Genomic DNA, 22,055 nt, shown 5'->3' with positions numbered 1-22,055 from the left:
ATATTTTTTATTAAATACATATTTTACATAAATCCTTCAGGAGGTAATTCTTCATCTGTTTTTTCTTCATTTGGGTAAATGTCTTTTAATGAAATACCAGATTTAAAAATTGCTGCTTTATTATTAGTTCCATCAACAATAACGGTAAGCGGTTTTTTAAAAGAAATATGCCTTAAATAAGAATCTTCAAAGACTGCTTCTTGTTCATTTAAATAGTCTACATCAAAAAAACCATCTTTTATAAATGGGTTTATGGTTAAATATCCCACTTTAAAGGAGGTTAAATTTTGAAAAAAATGAGTTCCTTGGCTAGGGTCTATTCTAAAATCATTTAAACCAGATTCTACAATTATTTTTGCTGCAGAAATTTGAGACCAAAGAACCGGAATTCCTAACCAAGAATCACTAGATCCCCAACGACCAGGACCCACCAAAATATAAGGTTTATTTGAAGCTACAAATTTTTTATTAATAGCTTCTACTGCTTTTGCAATATCTCTTGTATTGGCAGAATTAAAGGTTTGAGGTTTTACATAAACAACATCACAAATGTTTTCATATTTTCCATTTCCTAAAGCAGATTCAGAATAAATTATAGTGTCTAAAATATTTAGATTTTCGGGTAATTTACTCACTGTTTCTACACTTTCTACAATAGGTCTAATTTGTAAAAAACTAAATTCTTTGGGTTTTCCTAACGGAACATCTAGCTTTACAGCAAACTCTATTTCTATAGGGTTTCTCATTTCTCGTTGCCCAATTCTTAATAATTCTTGTAAAATTTCTGGCAAAGGGAAGGTGTTGTACTTTAAAATATTATCAAACGTAATTACACGAATTCCATCGTGCATTACGCCTGGTCTAATCCTATTGTTTTGTATATCGTAGGTAGATGCAACAAATTTTAAAGAGCCATGGTTTTCTGCTTTTCTAATCGTTACTTTCTTTTTATTAATTGCCTCACAGGTAGATGTTTGATAACTTTCTGGGTCTAAATCTAAACCATAAAAATATTGCTGTGTTTCTCTTTGGGTAGAGCCCGGAGAAGATAATTGTAATACTTTTTTGGGATGATAGGGCGAAAAACGTAAAGATTTACCTCCACCTACAATCAACTCGCCTAAACCTAAAGCAATATTAGCAATTCCTTCGTTTGGCTTTTCTTCTCCAATCGGATAAAAATTAATAGAACGTGCTACTCCAGATATATTTGGGTAATACACGTCTTGGTATTGTTTACCGGCAACCTCTTGTAAAATTACCGCCATTTTATCTTCCTCTATAGTGTGTGCTAATGCTTTTAAATATGTTTTACTGTTTTCGAAAAAAGAAGAGGCCATAACCGATTTTATGGCATTAGAAACCATTTCAACTTTTTTATCAATGTCAGCATCCGGAATCATATATGTTGAAAAAACACCTGCAAAAGGCTGAAAATTAGAATCTTCTAAAATACTAGAAGATCTTATGGCAATTGGGCATTTGGTTGTTTTTAAAAATGCTTTAATATCTTCTAAAGCCCATTCTGGTAAATCTTTTGAAATAAATTTATTTAGTATTTTATTATCATCCGAACATTCGGCAACAAATTCAATTAGTTTGTGTGTATCAATAAATTGATCAAAAACTTCGGTACTTATTACAACGGTTCTTGGTATTGATATGCTTACGTTTTCGTATTTATTATATAAATTATTTCGCTTTAAAAAAGAGTCTATAAACGCCAAACCTCTTCCTTTTCCTCCTAAAGCTCCTTCTCCTATTCTTGCAAACCCAACAAATTCATCATATTTAAGTTTGTTAAATTTTACAATTACTCCTCTAGATCTATAAATTCTATATAATTTAATTGCGTTATTTAAAAACGCTCTTATTTGATTGCTGTTTTCAAAATCATCATATTCTATAGTACTTAATAAATCTGCCAAAGGAAACAGCGCTCTAGATTTTAACCATTTAGAAAACTCGCTTCTTGTGGCATGATACATTAAACAATCTTCCGTAACAATTTTGATAGCTTTTTGAAATTCATTTAAATCTTTGGCTTTAGCTAAGACTTTCATTTGTAAAGGATCCCAAAACTCAAAGTCGCCAAATGCAAAATATTTTACAATATAATTTTTAATATCTACCCCTAATGTTTCTGAATGCTTGTATAAAAATTTTCCTTTTAGTTCTAAAGCTCGTTTTTTATTATTGGCATCCGAAGATTGAATTAAAAAAGGAAAATAACGCTTGTAATTTCTTACATAATCTAAAAATAAAAATCCTGCTTCTTCATTTCGTACACCATCTTTAAAATAATTAACATCAGATATTACACCTAGTAAGTTTTCTTTGTAGGTATCAAATAAAAGCATTCCTTCTTCATAAGTCGTTGCCAATAAAATTTTTGGTCTTCCTCTCATTAACAACATTTTTCGTTGTTCATTTAACCCTTCAGACATTATTTGTTGGGTTTGTTTAAGAATAACTTTATAAATAAGTGGAATATATCGTGAATAAAATTTAAGTGAATCTTCTACTAATAAAATGGCTTTTACACCAACACCATTAATATCAACTTCGGCATTCATTCTATCTTCCGTTAACTTTATAATGGCCAAAAATATATCTGCATTACCATTCCAATGAAAAACAAAATCTATAATACCTGTGTTCCCTTTTTTTAACTTGCTTCTTAATTCTGATGAATGATGACTTAATGCCGCAATTGGCACATTAGGAAACGTCTCTTTAATTATTTTTGATGTTTCAAATGCTTTATAATGACCAATATCTAACCAAGTAATAACGATGTCTATTTTATGAGAATCCATCATTTTAATGGCTCTTTTTGCAGAATTTGCGTGTACAAAATTTGGTGGATATCTTAAGTTTAACGAAGTATATTCATTAAAAATTCGCTCTTCAATTCTACCATCTTCTTCTAGCATGTAAAAATCGTAGTTAGAGCAAACTATTAACACTTGGTTAATTCTTTTTTTCATTAACTTATCGAAAGTAACTTCTTTAAATGCGTAAGATTTTAAGTTGTCTATTATATTTTCTTTCATATTAGTTGCTTTCTTATTAAACACACAAGATATAAATTTTAGTTTTTAACTATTGTATAAAATAAAAAAAGCGCATCAAAAAATGATGCGCTTTTACATATTATTAAGGTTGTAATTTAAACAACACCTTGATCTAACATAGCGTTTGCTACTTTTACAAAACCTGCAATATTTGCTCCTTTTACATAGTCTATAGTTCCGTCTTTATTTTCTCCGTATTGTACGCAAGAACTATGAATATCATTCATAATTTGATGTAATTTAACATCAACTTCTTCTCTGGTCCAGTTATAACGCAAAGAATTCTGACTCATTTCTAAACCAGAAGTTGCAACACCACCAGCATTAGATGCTTTTCCTGGAGCAAATAAAATTTTTGATTTTTGAAATGCTTCTATTGCTTTTGGTGTAGAAGGCATATTTGCTCCTTCAGAAACACACATACAACCATTTTTAATTAGTTGTTTAGCTTCGTCTTCATTTAACTCGTTTTGTGTTGCACAAGGCAAAGCAATATCACATTTTATGCCCCAAGGTCTTGCTCCTGCAATAAATTTTGCCTTCGGATATTTCTCTACATACTCACTAATTCTTCCACGTTTTTCGTTTTTAATAAACATAACGTGTTTTAATTTTTCTGAATTTAATCCCTCGTCATCTAAAATATATCCAGAAGAATCAGATAATGTTAAAACAGTTGCACCTAATTCTAATGCTTTTTCAGCTGCATATTGTGCAACATTACCAGAACCAGAAATAACTATTTTTTTTCCACTTAAAGAATCTCCTTTTCTTTTTAACATGTTTTGTGCAAAGTATACGTTTCCGTAACCTGTTGCTTCTGGTCTAATTAAAGAACCACCCCAACTAGAACCTTTACCAGTTAAAACACCAACAAATTCGTTGCGTAATTTTTTATATTGACCAAACATAAAGCCAATTTCTCTTCCTCCAACACCAATATCTCCTGCAGGTATATCTGTATTTGCACCAATATGACGGAATAATTCTGACATAAAAGCTTGACAAAATGCCATTACTTCTCTGTCTGATTTTCCTTTCGGATCAAAATCAGATCCTCCTTTTCCTCCACCCATAGGTAAAGTTGTTAAAGAGTTTTTAAAAACTTGCTCAAAACCTAAAAATTTTAAAATTGATAAGTTTACTGAAGGGTGAAAACGCAACCCACCTTTATATGGACCTATTGCAGAATTAAATTCTACTCTATAACCTCTATTTATTTGTGTTTCTCCATTATCATCAACCCATGGTACACGGAACATTAACGTTCTTTCCGGTTCTACCATTCTTTCTAATAATTTCTTATCTTGATACTTAGGATTTTTTTCTATAAACGGAATAACAATTTCTGCAACTTCTTGAACCGCTTGTAAAAATTCTGGCTCATGGCTATTTCTTGTTTTAACCAGCTCCAAAAACTCTTTAATTTTTAACTCCATAATTTTTGATGTGCTTTTTTACGAATTTTATAAAAATCTAAAGACACAAATATAAGTAATTTTAAATATCACAAAATTAAATTGATTAAAAAACTTATGTTAAAAACCCTTATTTCAATCGATTTCAGTTAGAGTTGTGGTTTTCTTAAAAAATTCAATCTAAAACTCTTTAAAAAAGATTAAATTTGCCTCTTAATTATCCTTTAAAATGTTAGATAAAGTAAAAGAACTGATTGGTGATGTAAAAGCATTTAATGCAACTACAAAAGAAGAAGTAGAAACTTTTAGAATTAAATACCTAGGAAGCAAAGGCTTATTGAAAGACTTATTTGCAGAATTTAAAAATGTAGATGCAGAGTTACGTAAAGATTTTGGTCAGGCATTAAATAATTTAAAAAAGTCTGCAGAAGGAAAAGTTGCTGAATTAAGTGAATCTTTAGAAGGATCTGCAAGTCAGAAATCTTTTTATGGAGATTTAACACGTCCGTCAGAACCAATTAATTTAGGTTCTCGTCATCCAATTTCATTGGTAAAAAATCAAATTATTGATGTTTTTAACAGAATTGGTTTTACCGTTTCTGAAGGGCCAGAGATAGAAGATGATTGGCATAACTTTACCGCTTTAAATTTACCAGAATATCATCCTGCAAGAGATATGCAAGACACGTTCTTTATAGAACAAGATCCAGATATTTTATTAAGAACACACACTTCTTCTGTACAAGTACGTTATATGGAAGAAAATAAACCACCTATAAGAACTATTTCTCCAGGAAGAGTTTTTAGAAATGAAGATATTTCTGCAAGAGCACATTGTATTTTTCATCAGGTAGAAGGTTTATATATAGATACTGATGTTTCTTTTGCCGATTTAAAACAAACACTTTTATACTTTACCAAAGAGATGTTTGGTAAATCTAAGATTCGTTTACGTCCTTCTTATTTTCCGTTTACAGAGCCAAGTGCAGAAGTAGATATTTATTGGGGCTTAGAAACCGAAACTGATTATAGAATTACAAAAGGTACAGGTTGGTTAGAAATTATGGGTTGTGGTATGGTAGATCCTAATGTATTAAAAAATGCAAACATAGACCCAACTAAATATTCTGGTTACGCTTTTGGTATGGGAATAGAACGTATTGCTATGTTATTATATCAAATACCAGATATTAGAATGTTTTATGAAAACGACAAACGTTTCTTAGAGCAATTTAAATCTGTTTTATAAATAGCACAACAAAAGTTTTGCGAAGAGAAAAATATGCATTTATAAAATCATCCTTGTTAATTTATTTGATGTATTTTAACAAAAAAACAATAAGTCTAATGAAAAATGATACATCATTTTTAAGAAAATAAGTTATATAATGAACTATTTTACACAATTTTGGGATGAAGAAAGAGATGATGAATATGCAGATTGGGGAACCTCTACTTGGTATTTTGAAACCAATGATGCAGATGAAGTTTTAAAACAAATTACCGTTTATGCAAACGGAAAAGTTACAAAATATAGTGATGAAAATCTTGAAGATCAATTTGGTGGTTTGTGTGAAGATACATTAACTATTGATGAATGTGATGGAGATGTAATCTCTAAAGAAGATTTCTATAAAGCTTGGTAATTATTTAAATACCAAAACAAACTAAAATAGCATTATACTTAGCAAATCTAAATAGAAAAGCTATAATACAGTATTAAAATACATTTTTACTTACACAATTTAAAGCCGATAGAAATATCGGCTTTTTTCTTTAACAATAAATTAACTTCGTATAGTTCGGTTTGTTCCGAACTAATAATATATCTTTGCAGAGAATTTCACTGTGAATAAAATATTGATATTCAAAAACAGTATAAAACGAATTAAAATGAAAGAAGAAATCTGCAAGAAAAAAATGGATTTAGTAGAAAGACTAGGTGTTCATTTAGAAAACAGGGAACAGTTAGCTCCTGTTGCTGCTCGTATTTTAGCATATATAATTTTAACAGGTAAAAAAGGAGCCACTTTTGAAGACATGGTAAGTATTTTATGCGCAAGTAAAAGTACCATATCTACCCATTTAAATCATTTACAAGACTTAAATAAAATAGAGTATTTCACCAAAACAGGAGATCGTAAAAAATATTTTATCATTAATAAAGATACTATTATTCAACATGTAGATAGAATGATAAGCCATTGGCAAGAAGAACGCTCAATACATTTAGAAATTAAAGACTATAAAGAAAAACAGAACAGTCTAAAAATTGAAAATGAAGAAGATAAATTCGATTTAAGTTTTCACAACGATTATGTTAAGTTTATAGATGAAGCATCATTTTCAGTAAAAACATTAAGAGAAAAATTAATAAACAACCAATTCCATATTTAAACGAAGTAAAAAATGAAACATCATAAATTATTAACACTACTATCACTAAGCGTATTTTTAGTTCTTGCAAGTTGTGCTAAAGATGCAAAACAGTCAACAGCTGCAGCAAACCAACCTGCGCCTTCATTTCCTGTAATTGCAATGCAAACTAAAACAGTAACAGGTTATAAAGAATACCCAACAAGTATAGAAGGTATTGTAAATAGTGCTGTAAGAGCAAAAGTTTCTGGATACGTTAAAAAAGTAATGGTAGACGAAGGGCAGAAAGTACGCAAAGGACAAGTACTTTTTCAACTAGAAACACAATCTTTAAGTCAAGATGCAGGAGCAGCAAAAGCTCGTATTAATGTAGCACAGGTAGAGGTTAACAAATTAATACCTCTAGTAGAAAAAAACATAATAAGTGCAGTACAATTAGAAACTGCTAAAGCAAATTTAGCACAAGCAAAAGCAAATTATAGTAGTGTTTCTGCAAGTATAGGTTATGGTACCATAAGAAGCCAAGTAGATGGTTTTGTGGGTGCTATTAACTTTAGAGAGGGTGCATTGGTTAGTCCTGCAGATCCTACTCCATTAACAACGGTTAGTAATATTAGTAAGGTATATGCTTTTTTTAGTTTAAACGAAAGTCAGTATTTAGACTTTTTACAAAATGCAAAAGGTAAAAACTTAGCAGAAAAACTAGCTAATTATTCTGCTATTAATTTAGTTTTAGCTAACGGAAGTACGTATGCCGAAAAAGGGAAAATAGAAACCAGTACAGGGCAAGTAAATAAAAACACAGGTACTATTAGTTTAAGAGCTGTTTTTAACAATCCTAACCAACTATTAACAAATGGTAATAGTGGTAAAATTCAAATTCCAACAGTTTACGAAAATGCCATTGTGGTTCCGCAAGCAGCAACTTATGAGCAACAAGGAAACATTATGTTATTTAAGTTAGATAAAGAAAATAAAGTTACAAGCTCTATTATTAAGGTAAAAGCAACTATAGATAATTTATATGTGGTAACATCTGGTGTAGATTTAAACGATAAAATTATAGCATCTGGAGTTGGTAAATTAAGAAATGGTATGGCTATTTCCCCTAAAGAAACTTCTTTTGATGAAGCTCTTAAACCAGTAGCAATCTTATTTAAAAACTAGTAACTAACAAAAATATTAGACATGTTAAAAACATTTATTGAAAGACCCGTGCTTTCAACAGTAATCTCTATTATCATAGTTGTACTAGGGATTATCAGTATTACAAGCTTACCAATAGAAGAATATCCAGATATAGCACCACCAACAATTAAAGTGATTGCTTCTTATCCTGGTGCCAATGCAGAAACCGTTTTAGAAAGTGTAATTATTCCTATAGAAGAGCAAATAAATGGTGTAGAAGGAATGACATACATTACTTCTACGGCATCTAATACAGGTACCGCAGAAATTACCGTTTATTTTAATCAAAAAATAGATGCAGATATTGCGGCTGTAAACGTACAAAATCGTGTAGCTAGAGCAACGCCATTACTGCCTCAAGAGGTAATACAAACTGGTGTAACAACTCAAAAGCAAGAAACAAGTGCTTTAATGTTTATCTCTATGTATTCAGAGAATACAGATTACGATGCTACGTTTATTCAGAATTACTTAAAAATAAACGTTATTCCAGCAATGCAACGTATTAGTGGTGTTGGAGATGTCAGTGTATTTTCTCAACAAGATTATGCAATGCGTATTTGGTTAAAACCAGAAAAATTAGCCGCTTATGGTTTAATTCCTTCGGATATTACAGCCGCTCTAAAAGAACAAAATTTAGAAGCAGCTGCTGGTTCTTTAGGTCAAAATAATGGAGAAGCATTTTCTTATACATTAACCTATAGTGGTCGTTTTAAAGAAGAAAAACAATACGGAGATATTGTTATAAAAGCATTAGGTAACGGACAATTTCTTCGTTTAAATGATGTTGCTAAAATTGAATTAGATGCACAATCTTATGCGTCTAACGCAATGAGTAAAGGAAATCCTGCTGTGTTTATGGGGATTTTTCAAACAAAAGGTTCTAACGCACGAGAAATTATTGAAAACATTAAAACAACTTTAGAAAGCGTTAAAAAAGACCTTCCGGAAGGATTAGATGTATTTGTACCTTATGATACCAGTTTATTTTTAAATGCCTCTATAGAAAAAGTAATTAGTACTTTAATGGAAGCTTTTTTATTGGTATTCTTAGTAGTATTTCTATTCTTACAAGATTTTAGATCTACGTTAATTCCTGCAATTGCAGTACCCGTTTCTATTATTGGTACCTTCTTTTTCTTAAATATTTTTGGATACTCTATTAACCTATTAACACTATTTGCATTAGTCCTCGCCATTGGTATTGTGGTAGATGATGCTATTGTGGTTGTAGAAGCAGTGCATGCAAAGATGGATGAAGGAGAGAAAAATCCGAAGAAAGCAACATTGGTAGCCATGAACGAAATTTCTGGTGCAATTATATCTATTACTTTGGTAATGGCAGCTGTATTTATTCCAGTAACTTTTATTACAGGACCAACGGGTGTATTTTATGAGCAATTTGGAGTTACGTTAATTATTGCCATTCTTATTTCTGCAGTTAACGCATTAACTTTAAGTCCGGCCTTGTGTGCTTTATTATTAAAAACACATAAAGAAGATGAAGAACTACAAAGAAAAAGTCCTTTAAAACGTTTTTACACCTTATTTAATCGTGGTTTTAACGCTACAGTAGAAAGATATGGTAAATCGCTACATTTCTTATACAAAAGAAAATGGATACCTGTTTTATTATTAGTTTTAGCCGTTGTTGGAATCTTTTGGGCAACTGAAAATACACCAACAGGATTTGTACCTAATGAAGATAGAGGAATTATTTTTGCAAATATAGAGTTACCTGCAGGTGCTTCTTTAGATAGAACCAATGCGGTTGCTAAAGATTTATATGGAAAAATAAATGGTATAGAAGGTGTTGTAGCCGTAAACTTTATTAAAGGTAGAAGTTTAATTAGTGGAGCGGGTAGTAATTATGGTTTTGGAATTATAAAACTAGCAGATTGGGGAGAACGTACAGATCCATCAACCTCTGTACAAGCCATTACAGGTAAATTATTTGGAATTGTATCTACAATGCCAGAAGCAAAAATAATTTTCTTCTCGCCACCAAGTATACGTGGATTTGGTAACTCTGCAGGTTTTGAAATAAATTTACTAGATAAATTTGGTGGAGAATTTAAAGACTTAGATAAAGCAAATAAAGAATTTGCCATGGCTTTAATGAAGCATCCAGAAGTACAATACGCACAATCATCTTTCAACACAAATTATCCACAATATGAAATGGATATTAATGTGCCTTTAGCCAAAGAAAAAGGAGTACCAATTAATAGTATCTTCTCTACTTTACAAGGTTATATTGGTGGAGTGTATGCTTCTGATTTTTCTAAATTCGGAAAACAATTTAGAGTGTATATTCAAGCACTACCAGATGACAGAGCAACGGTAGATGATTTAAATAGCATGTATGTTAGAACAAATTCTGGAGAAATGACACCTATTACACAGTTTGTAAAATTAGAACGTGTATATGGACCACAATCAGTAACACGTTTCAATCTATTTAATTCTACAACCATAATAGGTGCTACAAACGAAGGTTTTAGTACAGGAGATGCTATTAGAGTTATTGAAGAAGAAGTTGCAAAATTACCAAGTAACTATACCGTTGCATATTCTGGTTTAACAAGAGAAGAGGTTAACGCTGGTAACCAAACTGCATTTATTTTTGCTTTAAGTATTCTATTTGTATATTTCTTATTAAGTGCACAATACGAAAGTTACTTATTACCTTTTGCTGTTGTATTATCATTACCATTTGGTGTATTTGGAGCATATATAAGTACCTACTTCTTTGGACTCGAAAACAACATTTATTTTCAAATTGCTTTAATTATGTTGATTGGTCTACTCGCCAAGAACGCCATATTAATTGTAGAGTTTGCTTTGCAGCGACGTAAAAATGGAGAAAGTATTGTAGATGCTGCTATTCATGGAGCAAAATCTCGTTTACGTCCTATTTTAATGACTTCATTTGCCTTTATTCTTGGTTTAATGCCATTAGTATTAGCAAAAGGTGTAGGGTCTGAAGGAAACAACTCTATAGGTACAGGTGCCGTTGGAGGAATGTTAATAGGTACTATCTTAGGAGTCTTTGTAATTCCGATACTATTTATATTATTTCAATGGTTACAAGAAAAAGTTTCTAGTAAACCAGCCGTTATTTCTCAACAAAAAGAAGAAGAATAAGATGATATCAATTATAAAAAACAAAAACCTTCAAAAAGGAGTCGTTTTAGCTGTAATGGCTTTTACGTTACAAAGTTGTTTTGTTGCAAAAGAGTATACAAGACCAGAAGTTACAGAAACAGAAAACTTGTACAGAACAGATAATTTGCCATCAGATAGTATATCTATGGCAGATGTATCTTGGAAAACCTTGTTTACCGATACCTATTTGCAGCAATACATAGAAGAAGGATTGCAAAACAATATGGATATTAGAATTGCAATACAACAAATAGTTGCAGCCGAAGCCTATGCAAAACAAGGTAAAGCAGGTTATTTACCAACTTTAAGTGTTGGTCCTAACCTTACACATCAAGAATTATCTAAAAACAGTCAGTTTGGTTCATTTTTAACAAATACATCTACAGACCAATGGGATGTTACTGCTTCACTTTCTTGGGAAGCTGATATTTGGGGAAAAATACGTAGTAATAAACGTGCAACACAAGCTACTTTTTTACAAAGTGTAGCTGGTCATCAGGCTGTAAAAACGCAATTGATTTCTAGCATTGCAAGTACATACTACAGTATTTTGGCTTTAGATGCTCAGTTAGAAATTACCAAAACATCTATTAACACAAGAAAAAAAGGAGTAGAAACTATTAAAGCTTTAAAAGACGCAGGTTTAACAAACCAGGTAGCAGTAGATCAAAATATTGCACAATACAATAATGCAAAAGCATTAGAAGTAGATTTAGAAGTGGCTCTTTTTAAAGCAGAAAATACGTTGAGCATTTTATTAGGTAAAGCACCTCAACAAATTCAGAGAAGTAGTTTAGACCAACAAACCATAAATTCTGAAATGAAATTAGGAGTTGCTTCTCAATTATTAAGTAATCGTCCAGATGTGATGGCTGCAGAATATGGATTAATTAGTGCTTTCGAGTTAACAAATGTTGCTAGAAGTAGTTTATATCCTTCTTTAACCTTAACTGCCTCTGGCGGATTGCAAAGTTTAGATTTTGATAAATTATTTAACGCAAACTCTTTATTTGCTAATATTGTTGGGGGTTTAACACAACCTATTTTTAATAAACGAAAATTAAAAACACAAAAAGAAGTTGCCATTGCACAACAAGAGCAAGCTTTATTAAAGTTTAAAAAAACCTTATTAGTTGCCGGTAACGAAGTTTCTAATGCACTCTATTCTTACAATTCTGAAAACAAAAAGTACGAATTCTTACAAAACGAAGTGGAAGCTTTACGTAAGGCAGAAAAAAATTCTGAAGAATTATTAAAAAACGGATATGCTACTTACCTAGACTTACTAACGGCTAGACAAAGTGCATTAAGTTCAGAAATTAAAGTGATTGGTAGCAAATTACAGCAACTACAATCTGTAGTTAACTTATATGAAGCACTTGGTGGTGGTTTAAAGTAAAATTAAAATGGTTAGTAAACAAGAGCTTTTAGAATGTTCTATTACAAACTTTATCAAGTTTGGAAGCAAGCGTTTTTCTATGAATCAGCTTGCTTCTGAACTTGGTATTTCTAAAAAAACCATCTACAAACACTTTAAAAATAAAGACGAACTCATTTCTAAAGGGGTTCGTTTTATTGTAGATAAATATTTACACGAAGTAGGTAAAATTCTAAAAAAAACAGAAGATCCTATAGAAAGAATTCTCTTAATTCAGAAAAATAGTTTTCAATATCTAAACTATTTTCAACCTGCTTTCTTATACGGAATTAAGAAATATTACCACAATGCAGATGTTCTTTTCGAGGATTTTAAAGTCGATTTTATAAAAAACACTTTAAAACCTTTGCTTGAAGAGGCTATAGAAAAAGAGTATCTTCGCAAAAGTTTAAACATAGATTTGTTTTGCTATTTGTATTTTACTAGAATTAAAAACTTTGTTTTTGATCCTAAAAATCTTTTTGAAATTTATGGTATCGAGGTGGTTTTTGAACATCTTATTCTAAATAATTTACGAGGGTATATTACAGCAAATTACAAAGACACAAAAAAATTATTTACTTAATTATTTTTTATGAAAAAAGACATTCACATACCCCAAGTTACAGACTTAGAAATGGCTGTTGTTTATGAATACAATGATTTGTACAAAACAGATGATTGGAATGTGTATATTATCAATAATAAGAAAGTAGATTTAGAAATGATGGTGATTGTTTCTCAGGGTTTTTCTGATACAAAAACAACTTCTTTGTTACGTAAAAAATTAGACAAACTACCCGCAAATTCTTTTGCTAAGATTGAATTTATTCAACCAGAATTATTCAAGTTAAATAACCGTTTTCAGGTTTCTTTTTTTGAAGGAAACACTTTACACGAAAAAACATTTTTCTTTAAAGAAAATACTGTTAAAGAAGGCGCTTTACGTATGATTGATGAAATTAAAAAGCGTGGTATTTTGGCGGAGTAGTTATTGCGAAGTTTACTTTTTTGTAAGCTGTGGCAATCTCTTCATTAAACAAACAGATTACTTCGTCCTAACGTCCTCGTAAAGACAAACTGTATACAAATACGCTCGCGTTAGCGATTGAAACGGCATCCTTTTTATTTTTCATAAAAAGATATAGTGGAAAGCGCGACCCTTGTGGTAACGCCCAAATTATTATAAACTGAGGGTTAAAAAAAAATCTTTATTTGATTAAACAGATTGCTTCGTCATTCTTCCTCGCAATGACATAACTTTATTGTTTAATAAGCAAAAGATTGTACTGAAATTTCTGTAGTCTTTTTATTTTTTAAATTTAGTAAAAGTATTTTTTTTTCATTTAGAGTAAACTCTGATACACTTTTAGTTATTCCATTAAAATCACAAGGAAAATCTTGAAAATTATCCTCAAATATTTGAGCTTCTTCATTCCAAATAGGTACATTAATTTCTTTTGTACAAATGTCTTCTTTTGTACAACTACTAAAAGATAAAATAATTATTAAAGTTAAAATGAAATGACTTAAAGTTAACTTTTCTAAATGCATGTTTCTTGTTTTAATATTTACTTACAAATGTTTAATAACTACCCAAAAAAACCAATAACTAAATACATAATTACAGTAAATACACCGCCAACCAAAGCATAAGGTAATTGTGTTTTTACATGGTCTATATGGTCACTTGCTGATGCCATGGAAGAGATAATAGAAGTGTCTGAAATTGGCGAACAATGGTCTCCAAAAATTCCTCCTCCTAAGGTTGCTGCAACAATAATTGTAATATCTGAACCATGAATATTTGCCATAGGTACTGATATTGCCAACATTATGGCAAAGGTTCCCCAAGATGTTCCTGTAGAAAATGCAATGAAAGAACTTACTATAAAAACAACCGCTGGTAACAGTTCTGGCGACAACCAACTTTCTGTAACATTTGCAACATAGTTTCCTGTATCTAATACTTTACAAGCGTCTCCAATAGCAAATGCTAACAGCATTAATAACGCTAATGGCATTAACTCGCTAATTCCTTTTAAGGTTAAATTAATAGCTTCTTTTGGTTTTAAAAATCCTTGAATCATATACATTACAATTGCCACTAAAAGTGCGGTAATTACAGCATATAAAACGGATGAAGAACCAGAACCTGCACCAATTGCTTGTTGTATATGATCTAAGGTTGATGTGGATTCTTTAACTTCATTCCAACCTGTGTAAACTAAGTTAATTGGCATCATTAAAACCATGGTTAAAAGCGGCACAATCATATTATATGCTCTTGCAGGAATGCCTTCTTTTGGCGGAAATGATGTAATTTCATCTGAAACCATTGGTGTAGAACCTTCGTTCATTAACTGGCCCGTTTCTTTGGTTCTTTTTTCAGCCTGTTTCATCGGTCCAAAATCTTTTTTGGTAAAAATGATAATGAAAACAGTTGCAATTGCAATTAATGGGTAAAAGTTATATTTAATAGAACTCATCATCATTGCAAAAGGTTTGTCTATACCTTGTGTTAATAAAAGGCCCATTATGAAAGCTCCCCAAGCATTAAAAGGTATTAATATGGATGATGGTGCAGAACTAGAATCTGCTATGTATGCTAATTTTTCTCTTGGAATGCCTAATTTATCGAAAATTGGTCGGTACAAAGTACCTACTGTTAAAGAGCTAATACTTGTTTCTACAAACAGTAATAAACCTGTTACTGTTGCTAAAACTTGAACCATTATTCTACTATAACCTGTTTTTTTATTTTCTAGTTTTACTAATCTTCTATTTATAATATTGATAAAACCTTCTACTCCTCTAGAAAACTGAATAAAGATTAACAAAGCGCCAACTAAAGCACTAAACATTATGGTTCTTGTATTTCCTTTAGACTGAAAAACGTTTACCATTCCTTCAATCATTGCTAACGTTCCCGCTAACGGATTCCATCCTTCTATGATTAACCAAGAAAACCAAATACCAAATAATAGCGCAATATAAACTTGTTTGGTTTTTAAGGCTAAAATGATGGCCACAATTGGTGGTATTACTGATAGAAATCCATATTCCATAAAGAGAAATTTTAATTTGGTTACAAGGTAGTAATTTATAAAACATTTTATCAATCGATATTTTGTAAATTGTGAACCCAAAAAGAAGCTTTTATGTCTAAATTCTACACAAAACTAACAACTAGACTTCAAAAATTTATTGAAGCACAAAAAATATTCTTTGTTGCTACTGCTCCTATTTCTGGTAGAATTAATCTATCACCAAAAGGAATGGATTCTTTTAGAGTTGTAAGTGAAAACCGGGTTTTATGGTTAAATGTTACTGGAAGTGGAAACGAAACTGCTGCTCATTTATTAGAAAACGACAGAATTACCATTATGTTTTGTGCTTTTGAAGGTGCACCAAATATTTTGCGTTTGTACGGAAAAGGGAAAGAAATTAAAGAAGGTGATACTACTTGGAATGAGTTAATTACGCTGTTTCCAGAAACTCCAGGAACACGTCAGATTTTTGATATTACTATAGCATCTGCACAAACTTCTTGCGGAATGTCTATTCCGTTTATGGAATATAAAGGAGAAAGAAACCAATTAAATGATTGGGCTACAGCGCAAGGTAAAGAAGGTATAGCACAATACTGGCAAGATAAAAACCAAACCAGTATTGATGGTTTACCAACTAAAATTTTAGACTAATAACTATAGCGTTTCTGTAACTTGTAAAAAAGAAAACTATAATTAACCTAACAATGGACCTAAACTTGTTGGTTGGTAAAGCAACCAACCTGTTAAACTATACCTGTCTTTAAAAGATTTTAAAACAGCATGTGGTACTTTATCACTTTTAAATAAAACACATCTTTTTGCAATAGGTTCTACTAATTGTAATTTTTTATTTTTATCTAAAATTTCTAATTGTCCACCATTTTCTGCTTGCCAATTATCATTTAGGTAAATAATCATAGAAATCATTCTATTATTTCTACCTTCAAATTGATCTAAATGTCTTTTATAATAACCTCCAGAAGGATAATGAGCTAAATGAAATTCTTGGCCAGATAAACTTAGATAACAATACCTATTTAAGGTGCTTTTAGTTTCTTCTAATAAATTCCAAAAACCACTAAGAACCGTATCTCTATCTTTATTTAACCAATAGGTTTTATCACCACGAATGGTTTTTTTTATTGTGTGTTGGTTAAGAGAACCAATACCTGCTTTATCAAAAACATCTATTTTTTTAAAAAGGAAGTTTTTAATTTCTTTATAAAGGTTAGTGTCTATAAAATCATCAATAACTACATAATCTTGGTCTGCGAGATCGTCCATCCAGGACAACCACAACTCTAGATTGTGAATTGTTTGCAATTAAGAGTTATGTACTTTTTTAATAGCCTCTGTAAAATCTTCTAAACTGTTATCATTTAAAACTAAATGAATGGCTTCATCACAAACTTTTTCTGCATTTTCATGAGAAAAATGTAAGCGAACAGCAATTTTTCTCATCAATTGAACTTCTATTAACTTTGCTTCTCCATCTACTAAAATCATTTTAGCCAAACGATACAAACGTTCTATTCTATCTTCATAATTTGCAGGTGCATTTGTTGGAAATTTTTCTGGATTACTAAGAATAACAGCAAACTCATCTAACGTTAAGTTTAAGTTCTTACCCATTCGTATTAATAATTCTTTTTCATCATCTGTAATTTCTCCGTCTATTTTTGCAATTTTTACAATATTTGCAAAATGCCCGATTTCTTGTTTGTGTTTTCCTTTAGGATATAAATCTAATATTGCCATTTTATTTATTTTTTATAAAAATAGTGAAAATGGTCTAAAAAAAAAGTTAAAAATACGTTTCCTAAAATATTTGTAAAAAGACAAATCGAATAGATTGCATTTTTTGTACTTTGCTAAAGATTAATAGTTACATAACTATTCTTTTATTAATTTAACTTAAAATATGAGCAACTTTTCTTACTTCAATAGAAAAAATATTACCAAAGATTTACAAACTACCGAATTTGATGTACTAATTATTGGTGGTGGAATTACGGGCGCAGGAATCGCTTTAGACGCTGCTTCTAGAGGAATGAAAGTAGCTTTAATAGAAAAAAACGATTTTGCTTCTGGTACTTCTAGTAAATCTACAAAACTAATTCACGGTGGTTTGCGCTACTTAAAACAATTTGATTTTTGGTTGGTTAAAGAAGTAGGTACAGAACGTGCCATTGTGCACGATTTAGCACCTCATTTAGTGGTACCAGAAAAAATGATCTTACCTTTAATTGAAGGAGGAACCTATGGTTCTTGGTTAACGTCTATCGGACTGAAAGTCTATGATATTTTAGCTTCTGTAGAAGGAGAAGACAAACGTAAAATGTTAGACAAAGAGGAGTCTTTAGAGAAAGAACCTTTATTACCAGAAGGTATTTTAAATGGTGCTGGTTATTATGCAGAATACAGAACCGATGATGCTCGTTTAACCATAGAAGTACTAAAAACAGCGTTAGAATACGAGGCTAAGATTATAAATTATACAGAAGCAACCGAATTTATTTACGAAGAAAATAGGGTTGTTGGTGCTACTGTAAAAGACACACTTTCTAATACTATTTTTGATATAAAAGCAAAGTATGTAGTAAATGCAACAGGCCCTTGGGTAGATGATTTAAGACAAACCAACCATTCTAAAACAGGGAAACGTTTGCATTTAACAAAAGGCGTACACTTAGTAGTAGCTCATGAAAAGTTACCCCTAAAACAATCTGTTTATTTTGATGTACCAGATGGCCGTATGATGTTTGCGATTCCCCGTGGAAGAGTCACTTATTTTGGTACAACTGATACCAATTATCAATTAGATAAAAACAATGTAGAAACTAATTTGGTAGATGCTACTTATTTAATTTCTGCAGTAAACAATATGTTTCCAGACATTAATTTATCATTAAATGATATTGAGTCTTCTTGGGCAGGATTAAGGCCTTTAATACACGAAGAAGGAAAGTCTTCTTCTGAATTATCTAGAAAAGATGAAATTTTTGTTTCTGATACAGAATTGATTTCTATTGCCGGTGGAAAATTAACAGGTTACAGAAAAATGGCAGAACGCATTGTAGATTTGGTTGCCAAAAAATACGAACGCAGGTTCGATACAAAATTTGAAGAAATAAAAACCAAGGAAATAGCACTCTCTGGTGGTACTTTTAATAATTACCAAGAAGTACAAAGTTATACGGATGCTATTCAGAATAGAATTGCAGAAGTAGATTTCGATAGAAAGGATGCAGAATATTTAGTGCATAATTATGGAAAACAAACAGATATTATTTTACAAAAGTTTGATGATTTAATGCATGATAACATGCAAGAAAAAATGATGAAAGCAGAAGTTTGGTTTACCATAAATTATGAAATGACCTGCACGCCAACAGATTTTTTTATGCGTAGAACGGGTCGTTTATTTTTTGATGCACGCAGTGTACTTTTATACAAAAAATATGTTCTTTATGAATTTAAAAACATTTTTTCTTGGGATGAAAAAACAACAGAAAAACATCTAAAAGAATTGGAAGAAAAAATACAATTGGCTACTACTTTTAAGTAAAGTGTAATTTCATAAACACAATATAAAAACCTCATAGATTGTAAAAATCTGTGAGGTTTCTGTTTTAAAACGATCTTTTTAAGCACTTTCTTTAACCTTCAAAACACTGAATATCAACTTACTTAAAATGTAATTATTTTAAATATATAAAACTTAATACTTATTTTCAATAAAAAAATAGCTTATATTTGAGTGTATAATGCTAATTATCATGCTTATGAATTTACACTTTTTATGCTTTTCTATTTAAATAACTTCTTTCTCCAAAAAAAGAATATTTAAATTATTTATAATTTACAATAACCTTAAATTTAAAAATTATGAAAACGTTTTATACCACGGCTGTTATCTTGTTTATTGCTTTCTCTTTTTCTGCAAAAAAAATTACGTTGCAAGAAACAGTGCATACCTTAGTTGCAACTTATGTGGGGCCAACAAAAAGTCAAGACTATAAATTTGTTGATGATAATAATGTAGAATATTTATTTTATGATTTATCAAAAAATATAAATTTTGAAAAAGAAGATGATAGTAAAATAGATAAAAGATTTATACTTACCTGGAAAAATAAACTTGTAGATGAATATGATTTGCAGGGGCAAAAAACAGGCACGCAAATTACTGTAAAAACCATATTATCTATTAAGGAATCAAAATAATAGTTAAAGCCGTTTGTAACATTTTACAAACGTTTTTTTATCATCTTTTTAGTAGCCCTTTTTTAACTAAAATATAGATTGTCTTTCCTTATTATAAAATTACTTTAAATTTAATTTTAAAAAGTAATATTTACTGCATTTTACCCCAATTTATCAAGTTAAAATAGACGATGTAACAACTTTAGTTTAAATTTTATATAAATTTCAACATACTGATAATCAGGTTAAAAACTAAAAAAACAAGAACATTTAAAAATAATTATTAATTTATTGAAAAATAAATACCAAATTTAATTTTCAATTGAAAAAAAATGTATATTTGATATACACTTATCAGTAATTTTAAGGCTTATGAAAATATAGTTTCGAGTACTTCAAAACAAAAGCAGGTTCTTTTAAGAAAAAGAGCAGCTACTATATTTATTAAAAAATAACCTTAAAATTAAAAATCATGAAAAAATTATATGCATCAGCATTCGTGCTGTTTATTTCTCTTTCTTTTGCTGTAAATACAATTTCTGCTCAAGACACATCAAACAAACTTATCGCTACTTTTAAAGGACTTACAGAAACCGAATATTTTAAATTTGTAGATGATAAAAATGTTTCCTTTTTATTCTATGACTTAGATGAAAACATAGAGCTTTCTTTGTACGAAGAAGAATTGATTGGTAAGAAATTTAGCATTACTTGGGTAAATAAAGAAATTGATATTGTAGATGAAGATGGCAATCCTACCGAAGAAAAACAGACTGTTAAAACGATTACAGCAATAGCAGAAAAGAAATAATACTTCTACAACCGTTTATCCATACAACCGATAAACGGTTTTTTTATGCCTTAAAAACAGAACAAAAATTAATCTTCTTTTCTGTTTGCTTCAATTTCTGCTGTTAAATCTAACTCTCTTAAAGTTGGGTTTAACCCTCCAATAGCTACAACTGTAATTAAGGTCATTGTTCCGCCAAAAACAACTGCAACAACAGGACCTAATATTTTGGCTGCTAAACCGCTTTCAAAAGCCCCTAATTCATTAGAAGAACCCACAAACATAGAATTTACAGAAGATACTCTACCTCTCATATCATCCGGAGTTTTTAATTGTAAAATAGTTTGACGAATTACCATCGATATTCCGTCTGCAGCACCACTTACAAATAAAGCTAAAATACTTACCAAAAAAATAGAAGACAACCCAAAGGCAATAATACTTAATCCGAAGACAAAGACAGATATCAACATTTTTTTACCTGTTTTTCGGTTGATAGGAATGTAGGTTGTTAAAAACATAGTAACAATACTTCCCATAGAAATAGAGGCATTTAAAACACCAAAACCTTCTGGCCCCACCTTAAGTACATCTTGTGCAAAAACAGATAAAATAGCTACAGTACCACCAAATAAAACCGCAATCATATCTAAGGTTAAAACTCCTAAAATGGCTTTATTTTGAAATACAAACGTAACTCCTGCTTTTAAACTTTCTTTTATTGGCTCACCAATCTTTTTATTTAAAATTGGTTTCTTTTTAATTAAAAAAGTAAATGCTAAAGATAAAATTACCAAGATAAAAACTAAACAAAGTGTCTTGTCAACACCAATCCAACTTATAAAAAAACCACCAAATAAAGCACCAGAAACAGACGCTGTTTTCCAGGTACTTGTGCTCCAGGTTGCCGCATTATGATATATTTTTTTAGGCACTAACAACGCTACTAAAGAGAAAATGGTAGGTCCAAAAAACGAACGTAAAAAGCCACCAAAGAAAACCAATCCGTATATAGAATATAAAACAGCGTTTGTAGACCAATGCCCTACTACACTTTCTGATGTTAATAAAAATAAACCTAAACTAATTAATGAAAAAGCTGCTGTACAAATAGCTAGTAAATTTCTTTTTTCATTTTGATCTACAATATGACCTGCAAATAAAGCCATTGTAAATGCCGGAATAATTTCCATTAACCCAATAATACCTAAACTTAAAGGATCTTTTGTTATGGAGTATACCTCCCACTCAATTACAATAAACTGCATAGACCAACCAAAAACAAGTAAAAACCGAACAAATAAAAAGATATTAAATTCCTTTATTTTTAAAGCTGCATAAGGATCTTGTTTAGCCATTTTA

At 30.5% G+C, this 22,055-nt stretch carries 19 protein-coding genes; 12 read left to right on the top strand and 7 right to left on the bottom strand.

Annotated elements, in window-relative coordinates:
- Positions 1-23: 23 nt before the first annotated feature.
- Together GQR92_RS11915 and gdhA are read right to left on the bottom strand one after the other, a co-directional pair.
- On the bottom strand, positions 24-3,056 hold the full coding sequence (locus GQR92_RS11915) for a PEP/pyruvate-binding domain-containing protein (protein ID WP_158839831.1): 3,033 nt from the start codon (positions 3,054-3,056) through the stop codon (positions 24-26).
- Positions 3,057-3,172: 116 nt separating this feature from the next.
- Complete coding sequence (gdhA, locus tag GQR92_RS11910; protein WP_158839829.1) at positions 3,173-4,516, bottom strand: NADP-specific glutamate dehydrogenase; 1,344 nt, start codon at positions 4,514-4,516, stop codon at positions 3,173-3,175.
- A gap of 208 nt (positions 4,517-4,724) precedes the next feature.
- Between gdhA and pheS the strand changes: the two genes are divergently transcribed.
- The 8 genes from pheS (at position 4,725) to GQR92_RS11870 (ending at position 13,635) form a co-directional block, all read left to right on the top strand.
- The gene (gene pheS, locus GQR92_RS11905; protein ID WP_158839827.1) at positions 4,725-5,744 is read left to right on the top strand and encodes a phenylalanine--tRNA ligase subunit alpha; all 1,020 of its coding nucleotides are present in this window, start codon (positions 4,725-4,727) and stop codon (positions 5,742-5,744) included.
- 139 nt (positions 5,745-5,883) lie between these two features.
- Complete coding sequence (locus tag GQR92_RS11900) at positions 5,884-6,141, top strand: hypothetical protein (protein WP_158839825.1); 258 nt, start codon at positions 5,884-5,886, stop codon at positions 6,139-6,141.
- A 247-nt stretch (positions 6,142-6,388) separates the two neighbouring features.
- Entirely contained in the window at positions 6,389-6,892 is a 504-nt protein-coding gene (locus GQR92_RS11895) for a GbsR/MarR family transcriptional regulator (protein ID WP_158839823.1), read from the top strand.
- A gap of 12 nt (positions 6,893-6,904) precedes the next feature.
- On the top strand, positions 6,905-8,038 hold the full coding sequence (locus GQR92_RS11890; protein ID WP_158839821.1) for an efflux RND transporter periplasmic adaptor subunit: 1,134 nt from the start codon (positions 6,905-6,907) through the stop codon (positions 8,036-8,038).
- A gap of 21 nt (positions 8,039-8,059) precedes the next feature.
- Entirely contained in the window at positions 8,060-11,206 is a 3,147-nt protein-coding gene (locus GQR92_RS11885) for an efflux RND transporter permease subunit (protein ID WP_158839819.1), read from the top strand.
- Between the two features lies 1 nt (position 11,207).
- The gene (locus tag GQR92_RS11880; RefSeq protein WP_158839817.1) at positions 11,208-12,626 is read left to right on the top strand and encodes an efflux transporter outer membrane subunit; all 1,419 of its coding nucleotides are present in this window, start codon (positions 11,208-11,210) and stop codon (positions 12,624-12,626) included.
- 7 nt (positions 12,627-12,633) lie between these two features.
- A complete protein-coding gene (locus GQR92_RS11875) occupies positions 12,634-13,230 on the top strand; it encodes a TetR/AcrR family transcriptional regulator (protein ID WP_158839815.1) in 597 nt (198 codons plus the stop codon).
- A 9-nt stretch (positions 13,231-13,239) separates the two neighbouring features.
- Positions 13,240-13,635: a hypothetical protein gene (locus GQR92_RS11870; RefSeq protein WP_158839813.1), complete on the top strand. Its 396-nt coding sequence runs from the start codon at positions 13,240-13,242 to the stop codon at positions 13,633-13,635.
- 278 nt (positions 13,636-13,913) lie between these two features.
- On the opposite strand, the gene GQR92_RS11865 is transcribed toward GQR92_RS11870, so the two are convergent.
- Both GQR92_RS11865 and GQR92_RS11860 read right to left on the bottom strand, forming a co-directional pair.
- Positions 13,914-14,198 (bottom strand): hypothetical protein, encoded by a 285-nt coding sequence (locus GQR92_RS11865; RefSeq protein ID WP_158839811.1) that lies wholly within the window; start codon positions 14,196-14,198, stop codon positions 13,914-13,916.
- A 38-nt stretch (positions 14,199-14,236) separates the two neighbouring features.
- Positions 14,237-15,712, bottom strand: a complete 1,476-nt coding sequence (locus tag GQR92_RS11860; protein ID WP_158839809.1) for a Na+/H+ antiporter NhaC family protein — start codon at positions 15,710-15,712, stop codon at positions 14,237-14,239.
- 93 nt (positions 15,713-15,805) lie between these two features.
- Here GQR92_RS11860 and GQR92_RS11855 point away from each other — a divergent pair, with 93 nt between their 5' ends.
- Positions 15,806-16,348, top strand: coding sequence for a pyridoxamine 5'-phosphate oxidase family protein (locus tag GQR92_RS11855; RefSeq protein ID WP_158839807.1), 543 nt, complete (start codon positions 15,806-15,808; stop codon positions 16,346-16,348).
- Positions 16,349-16,390: 42 nt separating this feature from the next.
- Here the strand turns inward: GQR92_RS11855 and GQR92_RS11850 are convergent, their stop codons facing one another.
- On the bottom strand, positions 16,391-16,981 hold the full coding sequence (locus GQR92_RS11850) for a 2OG-Fe(II) oxygenase (RefSeq protein WP_158839805.1): 591 nt from the start codon (positions 16,979-16,981) through the stop codon (positions 16,391-16,393).
- A 39-nt stretch (positions 16,982-17,020) separates the two neighbouring features.
- Entirely contained in the window at positions 17,021-17,455 is a 435-nt protein-coding gene (locus GQR92_RS11845) for a TerB family tellurite resistance protein (RefSeq protein WP_158839803.1), read from the bottom strand.
- 163 nt (positions 17,456-17,618) lie between these two features.
- Here GQR92_RS11845 and GQR92_RS11840 point away from each other — a divergent pair, with 163 nt between their 5' ends.
- The 3 genes from GQR92_RS11840 (at position 17,619) to GQR92_RS11830 (ending at position 20,714) form a co-directional block, all read left to right on the top strand.
- A complete protein-coding gene (locus GQR92_RS11840) occupies positions 17,619-19,265 on the top strand; it encodes a glycerol-3-phosphate dehydrogenase/oxidase (RefSeq protein WP_158839801.1) in 1,647 nt (548 codons plus the stop codon).
- A 320-nt stretch (positions 19,266-19,585) separates the two neighbouring features.
- Complete coding sequence (locus GQR92_RS11835; RefSeq protein ID WP_158839799.1) at positions 19,586-19,924, top strand: hypothetical protein; 339 nt, start codon at positions 19,586-19,588, stop codon at positions 19,922-19,924.
- 451 nt (positions 19,925-20,375) lie between these two features.
- Complete coding sequence (locus GQR92_RS11830; protein WP_158839797.1) at positions 20,376-20,714, top strand: hypothetical protein; 339 nt, start codon at positions 20,376-20,378, stop codon at positions 20,712-20,714.
- 68 nt (positions 20,715-20,782) lie between these two features.
- Here the strand turns inward: GQR92_RS11830 and GQR92_RS11825 are convergent, their stop codons facing one another.
- Positions 20,783-22,051, bottom strand: coding sequence for an MFS transporter (locus tag GQR92_RS11825; protein WP_158839795.1), 1,269 nt, complete (start codon positions 22,049-22,051; stop codon positions 20,783-20,785).
- Positions 22,052-22,055: the final 4 nt, after the last annotated feature.

The sequence above is a fragment of the Polaribacter sp. L3A8 genome (genome assembly GCF_009796785.1).
Lineage (GTDB): Bacteria > Bacteroidota > Bacteroidia > Flavobacteriales > Flavobacteriaceae > Polaribacter.
The sequence above is the reverse complement of the archived record's forward strand: the minus strand, read 5'-3'. Positions and strand labels throughout refer to the sequence as shown.